The organism is Kitasatospora sp. NPDC058218 (genome assembly GCF_042882445.1).
In the GTDB taxonomy this organism is placed as follows: domain Bacteria; phylum Actinomycetota; class Actinomycetes; order Streptomycetales; family Streptomycetaceae; genus Kitasatospora.
The window spans coordinates 251589-266629 of the sequence record NZ_JBHVWC010000002.1 but is presented as its reverse complement, the minus strand read 5'-3'; the positions used below and the strand labels follow the sequence as shown (position 1 = coordinate 266629).

Below are 15041 nucleotides of genomic sequence, written 5' to 3'. Positions count from 1 at the left end.
GGCGGGGGCCCCCCCTCCTGCTGGGCCCGCGGGCGCCCCCCCCCCCCCCCCCCCGAATTCCCCCCCCCCCCGCGCCCCCCCCGGGGCCTCTCCGGGGGGGGGGACCCCCCCCCCCCCCCACGCCCCCCCCACCGCGCCATCGCTCAGGAGGAGGCCCACCAGGTCGAGGGGGCCGCGACCGTGTACCCCAGCGACTCGTACAGCGGCCTGCCCAGCTTCGAGGCGGTGAGGGTGGCCGGGAGGTCCGCCAGGTGGGCGAGGGCGCCGAGCATGACGGCCCGGCCCACGCCGCGCGAGCGGAAGGCCGAGGAGGTGGCGATCCAGTAGTGGCTGGCGACGCCGTCGGCCAGGACACTCACGCCGGCTCCCGCGACCAGGCCGTCGGCGGAGGCGATGAACACGTCCACGCCCGGCTGTTCGATCAGGGTCGTCGGGAAGAGTTCGCCGGGGCGGTAGGGCTCGAAGCCGTCCAGCTCGAAGCCCTCGATCACGACCCGCTCGGCCGCCCGGAGGTCCTCGGGCCGCTGCACCCGGATCACGTCCAGCGCCGGGTCGGCGACGGGCCCGGGCAGGCGCAGCATGATGGGCATCTGCCAGTTGCGCATGCCCAGGTGGCTCAGGTCGGTCGCACCGAACGGGTCCTCGACGATCACCGGGCCGGCGGCCCGGCGGGTCAGCTCGCTCAACTCGGCCACTTCGGCCGGGCCGAGGTCGGGCTCCTGGATCAGGATCCGCAGGCCCGCACGCTCGTCGCCGTCGGCGGCGACGAATCCGCGGCGCCGGATCACCTCGTGCCCACGGCTCCGGGCGGTCGCGGTCCAGAAGGCGGCGGAGTTGCGGGCCTGGAGCGTCGGCGCCCCGGCCAGGGAGGTGGGCCGGTCGGTCGCAGTGGATTCCGTTGTCATCGGGCTTACGGTAGTACGGAATTGCCCCCGTCACAGGGGTTGATCAACTGTGCCCCGACCGGGCCGGGCCGACGGAGCGCGGCGACGCGCGGCGCCGACCCGGCCGGGTCGGGACAGGACGGTCAGAGCTGGCTGACCCAGTACGGCTCGACGGTCATCCAGCCGTTGCCGCGGGCCCCGTTGAGGCGGCCCGAGCTGCTGCGGGCGAGGGTGTACCAGGACTCGACGTAGTCCGGGTCGTCGACCCACCAGGAGGCGGGCAGCGCCGCCAGGACGGCGTTGACCAGCGGGATGTAGGCGCCCTGGTCGGCGATGGTGAGCAGGACGGCGGCCACGGCCTGGGCGAGGGCCAGGTAGTTGGTGTCGCCGTCGTCCTCCATCAGGACGACGTCCGCCAGGTTGTACTTGTAGTTCGACCAGTTCACCAGGATCTGGTTCGGGTAGTACACCGTGCCGTCGTACTGCAGGTACGGCATGGCGACCGAGTCGACCCGGACCTTGCCGTCCGGGCCGAAGCCGGAGACCAGGCTGAACATCTCGGCGGCGCCCTTGAACCAGGGCTCCTCGTCGTCGTTCACCTCGACCGAGGTGATCTTGGTACCCCACCAGCCGGCCGCGGCCTGGGCGGAGGAGGGCTGAGGAGCGGCCGGGGCGATCCCGCGGGCGGTCAGCTCGCGCTGGAGCAGGTCGATCCCGGCGGTCAGGGCCTTGGCCGTGTCGATGTCGACCAGGTAGACCGGGCGGGTGGGCAGGGTGGTGGCATCCAGGCCGCGGACCCGGCCGGCGGTGTCGTAGGCGCGGACGGTGCGGGCGTGCTCGTCGGTGCCGGCGATCGCCACCAGCGGCTCGGTACCGGCCTCCAGGGCGGCCCGCATCGACGGGTCGGCCAGCTGGACCCGCAGCAGCGGGCCGAGGTCGCCGAGGCCCTTGGCGGTGGCCACCGCGCGGTCCGCGCGGGCGGTCGCGGCGGCGAGTCCGCGGGCGGTGGCGCCGGACAGCCCGGCGGCCAGCGGGGCGAGTTCGGCGCCGGCGGGCGCGGCGGCGGTGGCCGAGCGCAGCCGCTCGCGCAGGGCGGGGTCGGCGAGGGAGGCGGCCAGGGCGCGGGCGACCTCGTCCTCGATCGCGGTCACCTGGGAGGCGGCGGGGGGCGGGGTCGGGGCCGGGGCCGGGGCGGCCACGGCCTGGCCCGCGCCGAGCGCGAGCAGGGGCAGGGCCGTCAGCGCGACAACGGCGCGCCGCAGGCGGGACTGGGACATGAGGGGATCTCCAGACTCGTCGGGTGAGGCGTCGGAGCATCGGAGCATCGGAGCGGTGGTGCCACGTCCACGATCAAGGGGGCGGCGCCATGACAAGTGAAGAGGCTCCCTGACCCGGTATCAACCCCCCGGAGCCACCGCGATGGAGCGGAGGATCCCGACGGACCCCGACGGACCCCCTTGGACTCCCGGGCGCGCGGACGGCAGCACGGTGGTCCGCGACCTCCTACCGGCGCTCAGGACCGCTGCTCCGGCGGCACGGCGGTGGGTGGGGCGCCGGTGGGCGGCCCCCGGCTCACCCGCCGCCGGAGAAGCCCCCGCCAGAATTGGCCGAGCCCGAGCCACCGTAGCTCCAGCCGCCGCCGGAGGAGGGCCGGGGCCTGCGGCGGACGCGACGTTCGGTGCGGCGCAGGACGGGGACGCCGGCCGGGCCGAACAGGTCCTCCAGGGAGCGCTGGAGCGCGTCGGCATCGGTACCGTCCGGCGCCCGGTGCGGGCGGCCGTCGTCGCCGGTCAGGGTCACCACCGTGATGTCGAGGGTGCGGCCGGCCGGCGCGGGGTCGCCCTCGTAGGGCTCCTCCACGGTCTCGTCCAGTTGGATGCGCCGCAGTCCGGAGATCGGGGCCCAGGCGCCGGCGCGGGCACCCCGGACGAATCGCAGTTCGGTCGGGTTCCGGGCCGGGGCGAACTGCACCCGGCGGACCGTCCGCAGCTCGCCGGCCGCGACGAACGGCCACAGGACCAGCACGGCGGACACCCACAGCGCCGCGCCGACCGTCACCGCGCCCACGAGGGTGGCGCCGACGATCACCGCGACTTCCACGAGCAGCATGCCGGCGGGGAGGAAGACGACGCCCACGGCGAGCAGGACGGCGAGCATGCGCAGCACCAGGCGCGCGGCGGCGGGCCAGGAACCCCCACCGGACTCGAAGACCAGATCGACGGTGCTGTCGTCACGACCGCGGCGGATCAGCTCATCGGCAGGCATACCCGCCAGGGTAGGACCGCTCCCCGGTGCCGAGAAGGCCCCGGGCGCCGCCTCGACGAGGCTCCGCCCGGGGCCTGCTGACGGTGCGTCAGTGCGCGGCGGCCTCCCAGTTCGCACCGACGCCCACCGAGACGTCGAGCGGGGCGCGCAGCGGGTAGGCGCCGGCCATCTGCTCGCGGACGATCGCCTCGACCTGCTCGCGCTCGCCGGGGGCCAGCTCCAGCACGATTTCGTCGTGCACCTGGAGCAGCATCCGGGAGGTGAGGCCGGCGGCGGTCAGCGCCTCGTCGACCCGCAGCATGGCGATCTTGACGATGTCGGCGGCCGAGCCCTGGATCGGGGCGTTGAGGGCCATCCGCTCGGCCATCTCGCGGCGCTGGCGGTTGTCGCTGTTGAGGTCCGGCAGGTAGCGGCGGCGGCCGAGCAGGGTCTCGGTGTAGCCGGTGGCGCGGGCCTCGTCGACGACCCGGCGCAGGTAGTCGCGCACGCCGCCGAAGCGCTCGAAGTAGGTGTCCATCAGGCCCTGGGCCTCGGCGGGCTTGATGCCGAGCTGCTGGGAGAGCCCGTACGCGGAGAGCCCGTACGCCAGGCCGTAGGACATCGCCTTGATCTTGCGGCGCATCTCGGCGTCCACGGCGTCGCCGGGGACCTCGAAGACCTGGGAGGCGACGGTGGTGTGCAGGTCCTCGCCGGTGGCGAAGGCCTCCAGCAGGGCCTCGTCCTCGGAGAGGTGGGCCATGATGCGCAGCTCGATCTGGGAGTAGTCGGCCGTCAGCAGCGACTCGTGGCCCGCGCCGACGACGAAGGCGCGGCGGATGGCACGGCCCTCCTCGGTGCGGACCGGGATGTTCTGCAGGTTCGGGTCCTGCGAGGAGAGCCGGCCGGTGGCGGCGACCATCTGGTTGAAGGTGGTGTGGATGCGCCCGGCCGGCGAGACCGTCTTGAGCAGGCCCTCGACGGTGGTGCGCAGCTTGGCCTGGTCGCGGTGGCGGAGCAGGATAACCGGCAGCTCGTTGTCGGTCTGGGTGGCCAGCCAGGTGAGCGCGTCGGCGTCGGTGGTCCAGCCGGTCTTGATCTTCTTGGTCTTGGGCAGGGCCAGCTCGCCGAAGAGGATCTCCTGGAGCTGCTTGGGCGAGCCCAGGTTGAACTCGTGGCCGGCGGCGGCGTGCGCCTCCTCCACCACGCGCTGGATCTCGGCGGCGAACTGGGCCTCCAGACCGGTCAGCCAGGGGCGGTCGGCGGCGATGCCGGTGCGCTCCATCCGGGCCAGCAGGGCGGCGATCGGCAGTTCCATGTCGCGCAGCAGCTCGGTGGCGCCGACCTCGGCGAGGCGGGTCTCGAAGAGGGCGGCGAGGTCGAGCACGGCGCGGGCCTGGAGCATCAGCGCCTGGGCGCGGGCGGCGGTGGCGTCGACACCGTCGGCCTCCTCCGGGGCGTCGAAGGCGAGCTGGCCGCTCTCGGCGACCGCGGCCGGGGCGAGCGAGCGGGCCAGGTACTCCTCGGCGAGCACCTCCAGGGTGAAGGTGCGGCGGCCGGGCTTCTCCAGGTAGGCGGCGAGCGCGGTGTCGGCGACGACGCCCTCGATCGTCCAGCCGCGCTCGGCGAAGGCGCGCATCACCTGCTTGGCGATGTGCAGGGCCTTGGGGGCGGCCGGGTCGGCCAGCCAGGCGGCGAAGGCGCGTTCGTCCTCCTCGGCGAGCAGCGCCGGGTCGAACCAGGCGGCGGACTCGCCGACGGCCAGCGCGATCTCGGTGACCTCGCCGGTGCCCAGCGCCCACTGGTAGACGGCGGCCAGGGCGACCGGGGCCTTGGCGTCGGCGTGCCGGCGCAGCCACTCGGCCAGCGTGCCCGGGTCGGTGAGCAGTTCGCCGTCCACCTCGACGCCGGGGGCGAGTTCGGCGGCGGCCTCGGGCTCGGCGGCGGCCGGGTCGATGCCGAAGACCCGGTCGCGGAAGTTGGCGTTGCGGAACTCCAGCGACTCCATCAGGGCGGCGACGGCCTCGCGGTCGAACGCGGCACGGCCCAGCTCGGCGACGCCGAGCGGGAGTTCGACGTCGCGGACCAGCTCGGTGAGGACGCGGTTGCGCTTCACCGAGTCCAGGTTGTCCCGCAGCTTCTCGCCGATCTTGCCCTTCACCTCGTCGGCGCGGGCGACGAGTTCGTCGAAGGAGCCGAACTGGTTGACCCACTTGGCGGCCGTCTTCTCGCCGACGCCCGGGATACCGGGCAGGTTGTCGGACGGGTCGCCGCGCAGGGCCGCGAGGTCGGGGTACTGGCGGGGGGTGACGCCGTACTTCTCGGCGACCTTCTCCGGGGTGTAGCGGGTGAGCTCGGAGACGCCCTTGGTCGGGTAGAGGACGGTGATGTGGTCGGTGACCAGCTGGAGCGAGTCCCGGTCGCCGGTGACGATGTCGACGTCGAAGCCGGCCGCCTCGGCGGCGGTGGCCAGGGTGGCGATGATGTCGTCGGCCTCGAAGCCCTCGACCGTCATCCGCGGCACCCGCATGGCGTCCAGGAGTTCGCCGATCAGGGGGACCTGGCTGCGGAACTCGTCGGGCGTCTTGGCCCGGTTGGCCTTGTAGTCGGGGAACTCGACGGAGCGGAAGGTCTGCCGGGAGAGGTCGAAGGCCACCGCGAGGTGGGTGGGCCGCTCGTCCCGGACGGTGTTGGCGAGCATCGAGGCGAAGCCGTACACCGCGTTGGTGGGCTGGCCGGTGGAGGTGTTGAAGTTCTCCACGGGCAGCGCGTAGAACGCCCGGTAGGCCATCGAGTGCCCGTCGAGCAGCATCAGCCGGGGCCGCGCCCCGCCGCCACCCGCCGCGCCCTTGTCCGTACTCTGCGTAGCCACGTCAACGTCCGTTCCTGCCGATTCCACTACCGGCCACCGATCCTATGGCCCGGCACCGACAAAAGGGGCGCCGCACAGCCCGGGCACGGAGCGCGCGCACGGGGTGCCCGTGCGCGCGCGAGCCGAACACGGGGCGGGGGCGCGGCCGACCCGCCACGCCAACTCCCCGACGCGATCACTACCGTCGAGTAGGACGGTCGTACGATCACAGGCAGCACGACGACGTGACCCCGAGCGGCAGGAGCTCCCCCATGACCGAAGCGGCCCCCGACGCGGCCCCCGCCCTGAACATCCCGCAGGAGGTGCTGGACCACTTCGCCAAGCTCGGCGTCGACCCGGCCACCTTCTCCGGCGGCCGCCTCGGCGACAAGCTCGGCATCCGGGTCGTCGAGGCCTCCGGCGACCGGGTGGTCGGCACCATGCCCGTCGAGGGCAACCAGCAGCCGTACGGACTGCTGCACGGCGGCGCCTCGGCCGCGCTGGCCGAGACCCTCGGCTCGGTCGGCGCGATGCTGCACGCCGGCCCCGGCCGGTACGCGGTGGGCGTGGACCTGAACGCCACCCACCACCGCTCGGCCACCTCCGGCCTGATCACCGGGGTCGCCACCGCCGTGTTCAAGGGACGCACCGCCGCCACGTACGAGATCGCGATCACCGACGACACCGGCAAGCGGGTCACCAGCTGCCGCCTGACCTGCATGCTCCGCGACCTCTGACGCCCCGTCGCCCCGGCCGGCCCGCCAATGGCGCGTCAGCCGGGCCGACCGATCATCAATTCCCTTGTCCGCCCTCTTGTTTGACCTTCGACTGCCCTGGGCAGGCGTTGGTCCAGACAAGGGGGCGGCTGCGTTTTCGCGCACTTTCAAGGATGTAACGCTGCGTAACAGGTAGAAATTCCGAGCTTTCGACCGCTTCCGGGGCCGCATCGACCCGGGAGCTCTTCGTCATCCCCTCGATTGTCCGATATTCGGACGCACACGCCCGAAACCTGTACTGCGGACAGTCGTGTCCGATTATCGGTGAGGCCAGGAGTCACCCGCATTTCTGGCCCTTACATGCGCGTACCAGCGAGTAAATGCCCAACGGTGCGGGATCGATCGAACCAGAACGACCACATAGTGAGACGGTCGCTCCGTGTGCTCATAACAAGAGAATCACAGCCTCGCCACACCCCTGCCCGAGCCGCTCAGGGGCATCTAGAGTCACGGCCAGTCACCGCGCCACCGGAGTGGGCCAGCCCCACCGCGCATCCCGGCTCCCGCCACTCAGGCGCGGCGCCCTCCTGAACCGAAGGGGACCCCTGTGCGTCACCGTTCAGCAGTTGTCGTGAGCATTGCCGTAATCGGCGCCCTCAGCATCAGCGCCTGCGGATCCCGCGGCGAGAAGAAGTCCGGGGACGGCAACGCCGGGTCCACCACCACCGTCACCATCGGCGTCGACGCCCCCCTCACCGGCGACCTCTCCGCCCTCGGCCTCGGCATCCGCAACTCCGTCGAGCTCGCCGTCAAGCAGGCCAACGAGAAGAACGAGGTCCCGGGCGTCAAGTTCGAGATCAAGGCCCTGGACGACACCGCCAAGCCCGCCCCGGGCCAGCAGAACGCCACCCAGCTGGTCGCCGACAAGAACGTCATCGGCGTCGTCGGCCCGCTGAACTCCAGCGTCGCCCAGTCCATGCAGCAGATCTTCAACGACGCCAACCTCGTCCAGATCTCCCCCGCCAACACCGGCGTCGCCCTCAGCCAGGGCGAGAAGTGGGCCAGCGGCACCAAGGCCCGCCCCTTCAAGTCCTACTTCCGCACCGCCACCACCGACGCCGTCCAGGGCCCCTTCGCCGCCCAGTTCCTGGCCAAGGACGCCAAGAAGACCAAGGTCTTCCTCATCGACGACCAGAAGACCTACGGCGCCGGCCTCGCCGCCACCTTCAAGGGCGAGTTCACCAAGCAGGGCGGCAACATCGTCGGCGAGGAGCACGTCAACCCCGACGACCGCGACTTCGCCGCCATCGTCACCAAGGTCAGGACCTCCGGCGCCGAGGCCGTCTACTACGGCGGCGAGTACCCCGCCGCCGGCCCGCTCTCGCTCCAGCTCAAGGACGCCGGCGTCACCATCCCGCTGATGGGCGGCGACGGCATCCAGAGCGGCGACTTCATCAAGCTCAACCCCAAGAGCCAGGGCGACTACGCCACCGCCGTCGGCCTGCCCGTCGAGGCGCTCCCCACCGCCGCCAAGTTCATCGCCGACTACAAGGCGGCCGGCTACAAGGACGCCTACGAGACCTACGGCGGCTACTCCTACGACAGCGCCTGGGCCATCATCCAGGGCGTCAAGGCCGTCGTGGCCGCCAACAGCGGCAAGCTCCCCGACAGCCCCCGCGCCAAGGTCGTCGAGGCCGTCCAGAAGGTCTCCTTCGACGGCGTGACCGGCAAGGTCTCCTTCGACGAGTTCGGTGACACCACCAACAAGCAGCTCACCGTCTACACCGTCAAGGACGGCAAGTGGGCCGTGGAGAAGTCCGGCACCTTCAGCGGCTGACCCGACCGCACGTCGGCACGTCGAACGGCTGAGCCGACCGCACGTCGGCAACGCGACAGCACGTCGGAACAACCCGCGCGGGGGCGCCACGAGTGCCCCCGCGCGCCCCCACATCCACCACCCACGCGGACCCACCACACGCACAACGGAGGCCCAGCGGTGCACGACCTACCGCAGCAGCTGGCCAACGGCCTGATCCTCGGCGCCCTCTACGGGCTCGTCGCGATCGGCTACACGATGGTCTACGGCATCGTCCAGCTCATCAACTTCGCCCACGGCGAGATCGTCATGGTCGGCGGCTTCGGCGCCCTGACCGCCTACCTCGCCCTCCCCGGCGGCACCACACTCTGGCTGGCCCTACCGCTGATGCTGATCGCCGGCATCCTGGTCTCCACCCTCACCGCCGTCGCCGCCGAGCGCTTCGCCTACCGGCCGCTGCGCAGCGCCCCCCGGCTCGCCCCGCTGATCACCGCGATCGGCCTGTCGATCGTCCTCCAGCAGCTGGTCTTCTCGTTCTACCCCGACGCGAAGAAGGCCCGGGTCTTCCCCAAGATCCCCGGTGACCCCTTCGAGCTCGGCTCCATCACCATCCAGCGCAGCGACATCTTCCTGATCATCGCCGCCCCGCTCTGCATGCTCGCCCTCGGCTGGTTCGTCACCCGCACCCGCTCCGGCCGCGCCATGCAGGCCACCAGCCAGGACCCCGACACCGCCAAGCTCATGGGCATCGACACCGACCGGATCATCGTCATGGCCTTCGCCATCGGTGCCGCCTTCGCCGCCGTCGCCGCCGTCGCCTACGGCCTGCGCAGCGGCCAGGTCGACTTCCGGATGGGCTTCATCCTCGGCCTCAAGGCCTTCACCGCCGCCGTCCTCGGCGGCATCGGCAACATCTACGGCGCCATGCTCGGCGGCGTCGCCCTCGGCCTCGCCGAAGCCCTCGCCACCGGCTACATCCAGCACCTGCCCGGCATGCACCTCTTCGGAGGCGGCGCCTGGAAGGACGTCTGGGCCTTCGTACTCCTCATCCTCGTCCTGCTCGTCCGACCTCAGGGCCTGCTCGGCGAACGCGTCGCGGACAGGGCGTGAGCACCATGACCACCACCTCGACCACCGAGACCACCCCGGTCATCCCGCTGCCGGCCCGCGCCGCCGCCGCCCTCACCGGCCTGGGCGCCGTCGCCACCGCCGCCTCCGCCCTCATGTCCTGGACCTGGACCGACGAGTTCCCCGGCGACCTCACCTACTACGGCTCCCCCGCCGGCCTCCAGTGGCTCGCCCTCATCGCCGGCCTGCTCACCCTCGCCGTGCTGCTCGCCACCCAGGGCGTCCCCGGCCTGCGCTGGATCGCGCCCGCCCGCAGCAACAACGCCGTCCTGCTCGCCGCCGCCGGCGCCTTCGCCGTCAGCTGGTTCTCCGTCATCGCCATCTCGGTCGACCTCGGCGGCCTCGCCAACCTCGACCCCGGCGGCTGGGTCGCCGCCCTCGGCTCCCTGCTCGCCCTCGCCGGCACCCTCGGCCTCCCGCTCGACCGGCGCACCCACGTCCCGCTGCGGATCCTCGACCGGCGGCTCTTCCTGCTCGTCCCCGCCGCCCCGATCGCCTGGTTCGCCACCCACGCCATCCCCGAGGACAAGCCCGTCGCCCCGGTGCTGACCGCCCTGGCCGGCGCCCTCGTGATCGCCACCGGCGCCGTCCTGCTGCTCCAGCTGGGCCACCTCGCCAACAGCGGGCTCCGGCTCGGCACCGTCGAGCGCCCGCTGCCCGCCGCCCGCGAACTGCCCTCCTGGGTCGAGGTCCTGCTCATCGTCGCGGCCTTCGCCGTCGGCCTGTTCGCGATCACCTTCGGCATCGACACCGAGTACGGCGAGCTCTTCATCGCCTACCTGCTGCTGGCCGCCGCCGTGATCCCGGCCCTCGGCAAGGCCGGCCTGCTGGCCCGGCTGCGCGCGCTGACCGTCAAGCACCGCCCGGTCACCACCGGCGCCGCCTTCGCCGCGGCCGCGGGCTTCCCGTTCACCCAGACCAGCGACCAGTACACCTCGGTCGCCGCCAACATCCTGATCTTCGCCACCGTCGCCCTCGGCCTCAACATCGTCGTCGGCCTGGCCGGCCTGCTCGACCTCGGGTACGTCGCCTTCCTCGGCGTCGGCGCCTACGCCGCCGCCCTGGTCTCCGGCTCCCCCGCCTCGCCGATCCACGTCCAGTTCCCGTTCTGGGCCGCGATGCTGACCGGCGCCGTGGTCTCGATGGTCTTCGGCGTCCTGATCGGCGCCCCCACCCTGCGGCTGCGCGGCGACTACCTCGCCATCGTCACCCTCGGGTTCGGCGAGATCTTCCGCATCACCATGCTCAACCTCAACGGCACCACCGGCCCCAAGATCACCAACGGCTCCAACGGCATCCCGCGGATCCCCGACCTCCAGATCCTCGGCTTCGACCTCGGCAAGCCGCACACCGTCCTCGGCGTCGAACTCGGCCGGTTCTCCAACTACTACCTGCTGATGCTCCTGGTCACCGCCCTGGTCGTGCTCGTCTTCGCCCGGGTCGGCGACTCCCGCATCGGCCGCGCCTGGGTCGCCATCCGCGAGGACGAGACCGCCGCCGAAGCCATGGGCATCAACGGCTTCCGGCTCAAGCTCCTCGCCTTCGCCCTCGGCGCCTGCCTCGCCGGCCTCGCCGGCACCGTCCAGGCCCACGTCAGCTACACCGTCACCCCCGACCAGTACACCTTCGCCGAGGCCCTGCCGCCCAACTCCGCCTTCCTGCTCGCCGCCGTCATCCTCGGCGGCATGGGCACCATCAGCGGCCCGCTGGCCGGCGCCACGCTCCTCTTCCTCGTCCCGAAGAAGCTCGAATTCCTCTCCAACTACCAGCTGCTGGCCTTCGGCATCGCCCTCATCGTGCTGATGCGCGTCCGCCCCGAAGGGCTCATCCCCAACCGGCGCCGCCAGCTGGAGTTCCACGAGGCCACGATCCCCACACAGCTCACCGGCGACAACGTCGCCCTCACCAAGGCAGGGGCGTGACCAGCCAGATGACCACCACCGACGCCCCCGCATCGGTCTCCGACCGACCCGCCCCCGCCAAGCCCCTGCTCGAAGTCTCCGGCGTCACCATGCGGTTCGGCGGCCTCACCGCCGTCAACGACGTCTCCCTCACCGTCGGCGAGGGCGAGATCATCGGCCTGATCGGCCCCAACGGCGCCGGCAAGACCACCTTCTTCAACTGCCTCACCGGCCTCTACGTGCCCACCGAGGGACGCGTCTCCTACCGCGGCACCGTCCTGCCCCCCAAGCCCCACCTCGTCACCCAGGCCGGCATCGCCCGCACCTTCCAGAACATCCGGCTCTTCGCCAACATGACCGTCCTGGAGAACGTCCTCGTCGGCCGGCACACCCGCACCAGGGAAGGCATCTTCTCCGCCATCCTGCGCGGCCCCGGCTACCACCGCGCCGAGGCCGAGAGCCGCGCCCGCGCCATGGACCTCCTCCAGTTCACCGGACTCGCCGACAAGGCCGACCACCTCGCCCGCAACCTCCCCTACGGCGAACAGCGCAAGCTGGAGATCGCCCGGGCCCTCGCCTCCGAGCCCGGCCTGCTGCTCCTCGACGAGCCCACCGCCGGCATGAACCCGCAGGAGACCCGGGCCGCCGAGGAACTGGTCTTCGCCATCCGTGACAAGGGCATCTCCATCCTCGTCATCGAGCACGACATGCGGTTCATCTTCAACCTGTGCGACCGCACCGCCGTCCTGGTCCAGGGCCAGAAGATCGTCGAAGGCGACCGCGAGACCGTCCAGAGCGACGAACGCGTCATCACCGCCTACCTCGGCGCACCGCTCGAAGGCACCGCCCCCGCAGCAACGGAGACCGACCAGTGACCGCACTCCTCGAGGTCAAGGACCTCCGCGTCGCCTACGGCAAGATCGAAGCCGTCAAGGGCATCAGCTTCACCGTCAACCAGGGCGAGGTCACCACCCTGATCGGCACCAACGGCGCCGGCAAGACCACCACCCTGCGCACCCTGTCCGGCCTGCTCAAGCCCACCGGTGGCACGGTCACCTTCGACGGCCAACCCCTCACCACCGTCCCCGCCCACAAGATCGTCGCGCTCGGGCTCGCCCACTCCCCCGAGGGCCGGCACATCTTCCCGCGCATGACCATCGAGGAGAACCTGCTGCTCGGCGCGTTCCTGCGCAGCGACACCGCGGGCATCGCGGCCGACGTGGAACGCGCCTACGGCCTGTTCCCCATCCTCGGCGAGCGGCGCAAGCAGGCCGCCGGCACCCTCTCCGGCGGCGAGCAGCAGATGCTCGCGATGGGCCGCGCGCTGATGTCCCAGCCGAAGCTGCTGATGCTCGACGAGCCCTCGATGGGTCTGTCCCCGCTGATGATGCAGAAGATCATGGCGACCATCGTGGAACTCAAGGCCGGCGGGACGACCATCCTGCTGGTCGAGCAGAACGCCCAGGCCGCGCTCTCGCTCTCCGACCACGGCTACGTGATGGAGACCGGCCGCATCGTCCTCAAGGGCACCGGCGCCGACCTGCTGCACGACGAGTCCGTCCGCAAGGCCTACCTCGGCGAGGACTGACCCGCCCGAACGACCAGGGGCCCCGTCCGATCGGACGGGGCCCCTGTCGTGCGTCTCGGAGCCGCTCGGGCCGCGCTCAGGACTGCTCAGGCCTCCGGCTTGCCCTCGTCGGCCTTCTTCTTGTCCTGCGCCTCGCCCTCCTCGATCACGGCCTCCGCGACCGCGGCCATCGTCATCCGACGGTCCATCGAGGTCTTCTGGATCCACCGGAACGCGGCCGGCTCGTTCAGACCGAACTTGGTCTGCAGCACGCTCTTCGCCCGGTCCACCAGCTTCCGGGTCTCCAGCCGCTGGGTGAGATCCGCGATCTCCTCCTCCAGCGTCCGCATCTCGGTGTAGCGGGAGACCGCCATCTCGATCGCGGGCACCAGGTCGCTCTTGGAGAACGGCTTCACGATGTACGCCATCGCGCCCGCGTCCCGCGCCCGGTCCACCAGCTCGCGCTGCGAGAACGCGGTCAGCATCAGGACGGGCGCCAGGTGCGCCTCGTGGATCTGCTCGGCGGCGGAGAGCCCGTCCAGCACGGGCATCTTCACGTCCAGGATCGCCAGGTCGGGCCGCAGCTCCTGGACCAGCCTCACCGCCGTCGCCCCGTCACCGGCCTCGCCGACGACGGTGTACCCCTCCTCTTCGAGCATCTCCTTCAGGTCGAGGCGGATCAACGCCTCGTCCTCGGCGATCACAATTCGGGTGATCTGGGGCATGTCGGTCTCAAGCGGCTCTGCCTGCTCGTCGGCGGTGCTCACGGGGCTCCTCGTTCCGGCGGGGTACTGCATGCACGAGGGTACCTAGACACGGTATGTTTGAGACCAAGCAGGGTCGGGGGCAACCTTCGATTCAGCGGTTGCCCCGGTAGCCCAGCGGAAGAGGCGATGGTCTCAAACACCATACAGCGTGGGTTCGAATCCCACCCGGGGTACTTTTCCTTCAATTCCAAGGTCGCCTAAATCGCATAACAGTTGGCGATCTTCATTATTTCGAATGAAGATTCGCACGACTTTCAGCCTGTCGTGCCACTGCGTACCGCAGGCTCGCCCGCATGTACGACACGGCCACACGGCAGCGAGCAGTCGACCTCCACGCATCCGGGCTGACCTTCAGCCAGGTCAGCCGCGCCACCGGCATCTCCCGCTTCGCGATCCGCGAGTGGGCGACGGGCACGGTGCTCGCCGCTCGCCCGACAGCCGACTGTCCGGTACTCCACGACGATCTGGACCCGCAACGTCCGCGCCCCGACTACGCGTACCTGCTGGGCCTCTACCTCGGTGACGGCTGCATCAGTGAGGGCCGCCGCAACGTCCACGCCCTCCGCATAGCGTGCGGGGACGCATGGCCCGGGCTCATCGACGAGTGCGCACGGGCAGTCGCCGCAGTCATGCCGCACAACAAGGTCCAGCGCGTCCGTGCGACGGGGTGCACCAGCGTGGTCAGCACGAGCAAGCACTGGCCGTGCCTCTTCCCCCAGCAGGGCCCGGGGCCGAAGCACCTACGCCGGATCACCCTCGCGCCCTGGCAGCAGGAGATCGTCGACGTCCACCCCTGGGAGTTCCTCCGGGGCCTGATCCACTCGGACGGCTGCCGGATCACCAACTGGACCACGCGCACGGTCGGCGGCGTCGAGAAGCGCTACGAGTACCCGCGCTACTTCTTCACCAACACCTCGACCGACATCATCCGTCTCTTCACCGACACCCTCGACGCCGTCGGCGTGCAGTGGAAGGCCGTCACCCGCCCCACCGGCGCCGTCAACGTCTCCGTCGCCCGCAAGGAGTCCGTCGCCCTCATGGACGCCCACATCGGGCCCAAGTACTGACGGCGGTGGGGGGGGGGGGGGCGGGGGGGGCGCCCACCACCCCGCACGTGTAGAAAGACAGCAACGAGTGGGGTGCGTCGAGGGGGGGTGTGCGGGGGGAGGA

General features: G+C 71.4%; 12 protein-coding genes and 1 tRNA gene. 8 read left to right on the top strand and 5 right to left on the bottom strand.

The features are described from left to right. Window positions 1–143: 143 nt before the first annotated feature. The 4 genes from ACFVYI_RS02175 to polA form a co-directional block, all read right to left on the bottom strand. Window positions 144–905 carry a GNAT family N-acetyltransferase gene (locus ACFVYI_RS02175; RefSeq protein ID WP_387880512.1) on the bottom strand — a complete coding sequence of 254 codons (762 nt, stop codon included), beginning with the start codon at window positions 903–905 and terminating at the stop codon, window positions 144–146. Window positions 906–1027: 122 nt separating this feature from the next. Continuing rightward, window positions 1028–2161, bottom strand: coding sequence for a DUF3103 family protein (locus tag ACFVYI_RS02170; RefSeq protein WP_387880510.1), 1134 nt, complete (start codon window positions 2159–2161; stop codon window positions 1028–1030). A gap of 295 nt (window positions 2162–2456) precedes the next feature. Beyond that, on the bottom strand, window positions 2457–3149 hold the full coding sequence (locus ACFVYI_RS02165; protein WP_387880507.1) for a hypothetical protein: 693 nt from the start codon (window positions 3147–3149) through the stop codon (window positions 2457–2459). A gap of 88 nt (window positions 3150–3237) precedes the next feature. Beyond that, a complete protein-coding gene (polA, locus tag ACFVYI_RS02160) occupies window positions 3238–5937 on the bottom strand; it encodes a DNA polymerase I (RefSeq protein ID WP_387880539.1) in 2700 nt (899 codons plus the stop codon). Between the two features lie 311 nt (window positions 5938–6248). Here polA and ACFVYI_RS02155 point away from each other — a divergent pair, with 311 nt between their 5' ends. The 6 genes from ACFVYI_RS02155 (at window position 6249) to ACFVYI_RS02130 (ending at window position 13125) form a co-directional block, all read left to right on the top strand. Further along, window positions 6249–6713 carry a PaaI family thioesterase gene (locus ACFVYI_RS02155; protein WP_387880504.1) on the top strand — a complete coding sequence of 155 codons (465 nt, stop codon included), beginning with the start codon at window positions 6249–6251 and terminating at the stop codon, window positions 6711–6713. A 586-nt stretch (window positions 6714–7299) separates the two neighbouring features. Continuing rightward, complete coding sequence (locus ACFVYI_RS02150; RefSeq protein ID WP_387880501.1) at window positions 7300–8529, top strand: branched-chain amino acid ABC transporter substrate-binding protein; 1230 nt, start codon at window positions 7300–7302, stop codon at window positions 8527–8529. Window positions 8530–8688: 159 nt separating this feature from the next. Further along, complete coding sequence (locus ACFVYI_RS02145; RefSeq protein ID WP_387880498.1) at window positions 8689–9618, top strand: branched-chain amino acid ABC transporter permease; 930 nt, start codon at window positions 8689–8691, stop codon at window positions 9616–9618. A gap of 5 nt (window positions 9619–9623) precedes the next feature. Continuing rightward, on the top strand, window positions 9624–11558 hold the full coding sequence (locus ACFVYI_RS02140) for a branched-chain amino acid ABC transporter permease (RefSeq protein WP_387880536.1): 1935 nt from the start codon (window positions 9624–9626) through the stop codon (window positions 11556–11558). A gap of 8 nt (window positions 11559–11566) precedes the next feature. Further along, on the top strand, window positions 11567–12412 hold the full coding sequence (locus ACFVYI_RS02135) for an ABC transporter ATP-binding protein (RefSeq protein ID WP_387880533.1): 846 nt from the start codon (window positions 11567–11569) through the stop codon (window positions 12410–12412). Further along, window positions 12409–13125 (top strand): ABC transporter ATP-binding protein, encoded by a 717-nt coding sequence (locus ACFVYI_RS02130; protein ID WP_360633189.1) that lies wholly within the window; start codon window positions 12409–12411, stop codon window positions 13123–13125. The genes ACFVYI_RS02135 and ACFVYI_RS02130 overlap by 4 nt, the downstream gene beginning before the upstream one ends. An 86-nt stretch (window positions 13126–13211) precedes the next feature. Here ACFVYI_RS02130 and ACFVYI_RS02125 read toward each other — a convergent pair whose 3' ends face one another. Then, the gene (locus tag ACFVYI_RS02125; RefSeq protein WP_387880494.1) at window positions 13212–13901 is read right to left on the bottom strand and encodes an ANTAR domain-containing response regulator; all 690 of its coding nucleotides are present in this window, start codon (window positions 13899–13901) and stop codon (window positions 13212–13214) included. 70 nt (window positions 13902–13971) lie between these two features. Here ACFVYI_RS02125 and ACFVYI_RS02120 point away from each other — a divergent pair. Both ACFVYI_RS02120 and ACFVYI_RS02115 read left to right on the top strand, forming a co-directional pair. After that, window positions 13972–14044 (top strand) — tRNA-Leu (locus tag ACFVYI_RS02120). Between the two features lie 120 nt (window positions 14045–14164). Next, complete coding sequence (locus ACFVYI_RS02115; protein WP_387880491.1) at window positions 14165–14938, top strand: transcriptional regulator; 774 nt, start codon at window positions 14165–14167, stop codon at window positions 14936–14938. The last annotated feature ends 103 nt before the right edge of the window (window positions 14939–15041 follow it).